Origin of the sequence: Kineococcus lubricus, from assembly GCF_050871965.1 — a bacterium.
GTDB lineage: Bacteria > Actinomycetota > Actinomycetes > Actinomycetales > Kineococcaceae > Kineococcus.
The window spans coordinates 1-3,655 of record NZ_JBJLSK010000066.1 but is presented as its reverse complement, the minus strand read 5'-3'; the positions used below and the strand labels follow the sequence as shown (position 1 = coordinate 3,655).

3 protein-coding genes and 1 pseudogene are annotated in these 3,655 nt (G+C 72.9%); 2 read left to right on the top strand and 2 right to left on the bottom strand.

Annotated features, from left to right (window positions below; translation table 11 throughout):
• The first annotated feature begins 143 nt into the window (after nt 1–143).
• Together ACRYRX_RS22515 and ACRYRX_RS22510 are read left to right on the top strand one after the other, a co-directional pair.
• Nucleotides 144–290 carry a hypothetical protein gene (locus ACRYRX_RS22515; protein ID WP_432515435.1) on the top strand — a complete coding sequence of 49 codons (147 nt, stop codon included), beginning with the start codon at nt 144–146 and terminating at the stop codon, nt 288–290.
• A 116-nt stretch (nt 291–406) separates the two neighbouring features.
• Nucleotides 407–2,428 carry a primary-amine oxidase gene (locus ACRYRX_RS22510; RefSeq protein WP_432515434.1) on the top strand — a complete coding sequence of 674 codons (2,022 nt, stop codon included), beginning with the start codon at nt 407–409 and terminating at the stop codon, nt 2,426–2,428.
• A gap of 401 nt (nt 2,429–2,829) precedes the next feature.
• Here the strand turns inward: ACRYRX_RS22510 and ACRYRX_RS22505 are convergent, their stop codons facing one another.
• Both ACRYRX_RS22505 and ACRYRX_RS22500 read right to left on the bottom strand, forming a co-directional pair.
• Complete coding sequence (locus ACRYRX_RS22505) at nt 2,830–3,384, bottom strand: hypothetical protein (protein WP_432515433.1); 555 nt, start codon at nt 3,382–3,384, stop codon at nt 2,830–2,832.
• A pseudogene (locus ACRYRX_RS22500) lies at nt 3,381–3,655 on the bottom strand (amino acid transporter); the annotation flags it as partial. The gene ACRYRX_RS22505 and the pseudogene ACRYRX_RS22500, both read right to left, overlap by 4 nt.

The following is a 3,655-nucleotide window of genomic DNA, read 5'->3' as shown; positions in this document are numbered from 1 at the left end:
CCCCCCCCCCCCCCCCCCCCCCCCCCCCCCCCCCCCCCCCCCCCCCCCCCCCCCCCCCCCCCCCCCCCCCCCCCCCCCCCCCCCCCCCCCCCCCCCCCCCCCCCCACGACGGCGACCTGCTGCCCTCGACGCCCACGGAGCAGGTGGCCTCGCAGCTGGTCCTGCTGGTGGTGGCCCTGCAGCTGGAGAGCGTGGCGGGCACCGTCCTGGGGGGTGCGGAACGGCCGCTGACCCTGTGCCGGGCCTGCCTGGACCCCTGGCGCACCACCTCCGCCGACCCGTCCCGCTGACCTGGCGTCCACCACCCCCTCGAAACCCTTAGTCGCGGAGGGTTGCCTCCACGTCATCTGGTTGTCATGCTCATCACCTCGTTGTCGAGCACGCGCTCAAGATCCGAGGAGAATCAATGTCGATCGCCGAAGTCGAGGGCGGCGTCCGCGCCGGCACCGAGACGGCCACGGTGTCGGACCCCGTGCACGACCGCCCCCGCTCGCACCCCCTCGCCCCCCTGACCCCCCTCGAGATCGACGCCCTGCGCACGGTCGTCGAGGACGCCGGTCTGGGCGGTCCGACGGTGCGCTACTCCTACGTCTCGGTGCGCGAACCGCACAAGGACGACCTGGCCGCCGCGGCGGACCCCTGCGCGCTGCCGCGCGAGGTGGAGGCCGTGCTCATCGACCTCGACACCGCCGTCGTGCGCGACGTCGTCGTCGACCTCGACGCGGCGCGGATCGTCGCGAACCGCGTCGTGGACACCGCCACCGAGGGCACCATCCCCTCCCTCGACGACGTCTTCGAGATCGCCGACCGCGTCGTGAAGGCCGACGCCGGGTGGCGCCAGGCCCTGGCCGACCGCGGCATCACCGACCTGGACAAGGTCTGCACCGTCGCCCTGTCGGCCGGTTCCTTCGGCTTCGAGGACGAGGTCGGCATCCGCGCCGCGCGCGTCCTGGCCTTCTGGCAGGAGTACCCGACCGACTCGGTCTGGGCGCACCCCGTCGACGGCGTCGTCGCGCGCGTGGACATCACCAACGAGCGCGTCCTGAAGGTCATCACCACCGACGTCACCCACGTCCCGCAGGAGTCCGGGGACTACCTGGACCCCGAGGTCCGCGGCCCCGAGCGCACGACGCTGCGCCCGATCCACATCACCCAGCCCGAGGGCGTCTCGTTCACCCTCGAGGACGGCGTCCTGGAGTGGCAGAACTGGTCCGTGCGCGTCGGCTTCAACGGCCGCGAGGGGCTGACCCTGCACGACCTGAAGTTCACCGACACCGACCACCGGACCGGCACGAGCCGGGTGCGCCCGGTCCTGCACCGCGCCTCCATCTCCGAGATGGTCGTCAACTACGGCGACCCGACGCCCACCCACTCCTGGCAGAACTACTTCGACGTCGGCGAGTACCAGTTCGGCCGGCTGGCCAACCCGCTGGAACTCGGCTGCGACTGCCTGGGTGAGATCACGTACGTGGACGCGGTCGTCGCCGACGACCACGGCCGCCCGCGGGCCATCCCCAACGCGATCTGCATCCACGAGGAGGACTACGGCATCCTCTGGAAGCACACCGACGCGTTCTCCGGCAGCAGCGAGACCCGCCGTCAGCGCCGCCTGGTCATCTCGTTCTTCGTGACCGTCGGGAACTACGACTACGGGTTCTACTGGCACCTGTACCTCGACGGCACGATCCAGCTGGAGTCGAAGGCCACGGGCATCGTCTTCACCTCCGGGCACCCCGGCGGCGACTACCCGTACGCCACGGAACTGGCTCCGGGCCTGGGCGCTCCCGTGCACCAGCACATGTTCTGCGCGCGTCTGGACATGACCGTCGACGGGCACCGCAACGCCGTCGACGAGATCGACACCGCCGCCGTCGTGGCGATGGGCCCGGACAACCCCGTGGGCAACGCCATCGGCCGGACCATCACCCGCTTCAGCACCGAGCTCGACGCCGTGCGCGACGCCGACAACGGCAAGGGCCGCGTGTGGCGGATCAGCAGCACCGAGCACACGAACCGGCTGGGGGAGAACACGAGCTTCGTCCTCTACCCCGAGGGCCAGCCGACGCTGCTGGCCGCGCCGGGTTCCTCGGTCCAGGAACGTGCCGGGTTCGCCGCCCACCACCTGTGGGTCAGCCGCTACGACCGCGACGAGATGTGGGCCTCGGGCCGGCTCGTCAACCAGAACCCCGGCGGCAACGGCCTGCCGTCCTACGTCCAGGCCGACCGGGACATCGACGGGCAGGACATCGTCGTGTGGCACACCTTCGGCCTGACGCACTTCCCGCGCACGGAGGACTGGCCGATCATGCCCGTGGACTACACCGGCTTCAAGCTCAAGCCCCACGGGTTCTTCGACCGCAACCCCACGCTCGACGTCCCGGCCAACCGCTCCGCCCACGGCGCGGACCAGGCCCCCAGCTGTCACTGACAGCGTTCTGAGCAGGCGCCCCGCCCGGGTCACGGGCGGGGCGCCTTTCCACGTCCGGGCCGGACAGCCGGAGGCGTGCACTGGAGAGAACGCTGGTTCCTGTCCGCGGTGCTGGGAGCGGACCGGCACCGTGGCGTGAGGGAGGACACCGGACACGGTGCCCGCGATCTGCGGGTCACCGAGCACGGTCGAGGTGCCTGCCCGGCAGTCGTGCCGGCGCGGGGTGGACGTGCAGAAGAGGGACGTCGGCGATGACGTGAGCGTCGTGGGCGTCCGTCCTGGCCCGGCCCGGCGGATGGGCACCGCCCGTCGAGGGCACGGTGTCCACCGATGTCCGTTCCTCGCCGGTGATCGAGGAGGTGAGGGGTCTCGTCACCCCACGTGGAGGCGGACCGCCCGGTTCAGAGGGAGACCGCGGCCATGAGCAGCATGCTGCCGGCCATCCCGGCCGTGCACAGGTGCGGCAAGGTCGTCACCGCTGCGGAGCCGCCGGTCGTGGCCGCTCCGGCCGGCGTGCGTGGGCGGCAGCGCAGGAAGGCGATCAGCAACCAGGCCGTGGCGAGGGTCAGGGACAGCACGGGGGCGAAGTCCCCGCCGGTGGCGTGCACGTGCCCGGAGAGCGCGACGGGTCCGGCCGGGGCGACCGGGGGCATCAGCAGGAGCAGTGCGCTGGTCGCGAGCAGGTCCAGCGGCAGGGGCGAGGAACCGCCCGCCCGCCGGGTCGTCGCCGCCCCCGCCCAGGCCGTGACCCAGGCGAGGACGACGAGCAGCAACGACGCGGCCGCCGGTGCCGCGAACCCCAGTGCCGCGGTCGGGCCGAGGGCCATGGCGGCCACCATCACCAGGTGCGAGACGCGGTGCAGGACACCGGAGCGCCACTGCCCCACCAAGGCGGTGAGCGCCGCCAGCAGGCCGACGGCGCCGGCCACCACGTGGACGGCGGCGGCCGGGCTCACGACCGGAGGTCGAGGTGAGCGGCCGTCGCCGTGCACGTGGTGGGCTCCAGCCTCGGCCGGGCCGACAAGGCGGACCCGGCGGCGAAGGCCAGCACCACCAGAGCGACGAACGACCACGCCAGCGCCGACGACCCCCCGATCAAGGTGGTGAAGTTCGACAGCACCGCGACCAGCACCCCCACCAGACCCACCCCACCCAGCGCCGGAGCGACCACCGTGTTCCACCGCCGCCGGTCCACCCGCGTGCGAGCGAAGAACACCAGCACCGCCG

Bases quoted from the DNA above. Each gene is read 5' to 3' on its own strand.
- ACRYRX_RS22510 (WP_432515434.1), top strand. From the start codon at position 407: ATGTCGATCGCCGAAGTCGAGGGCGGCGTCCGCGCCGGCACCGAGACG.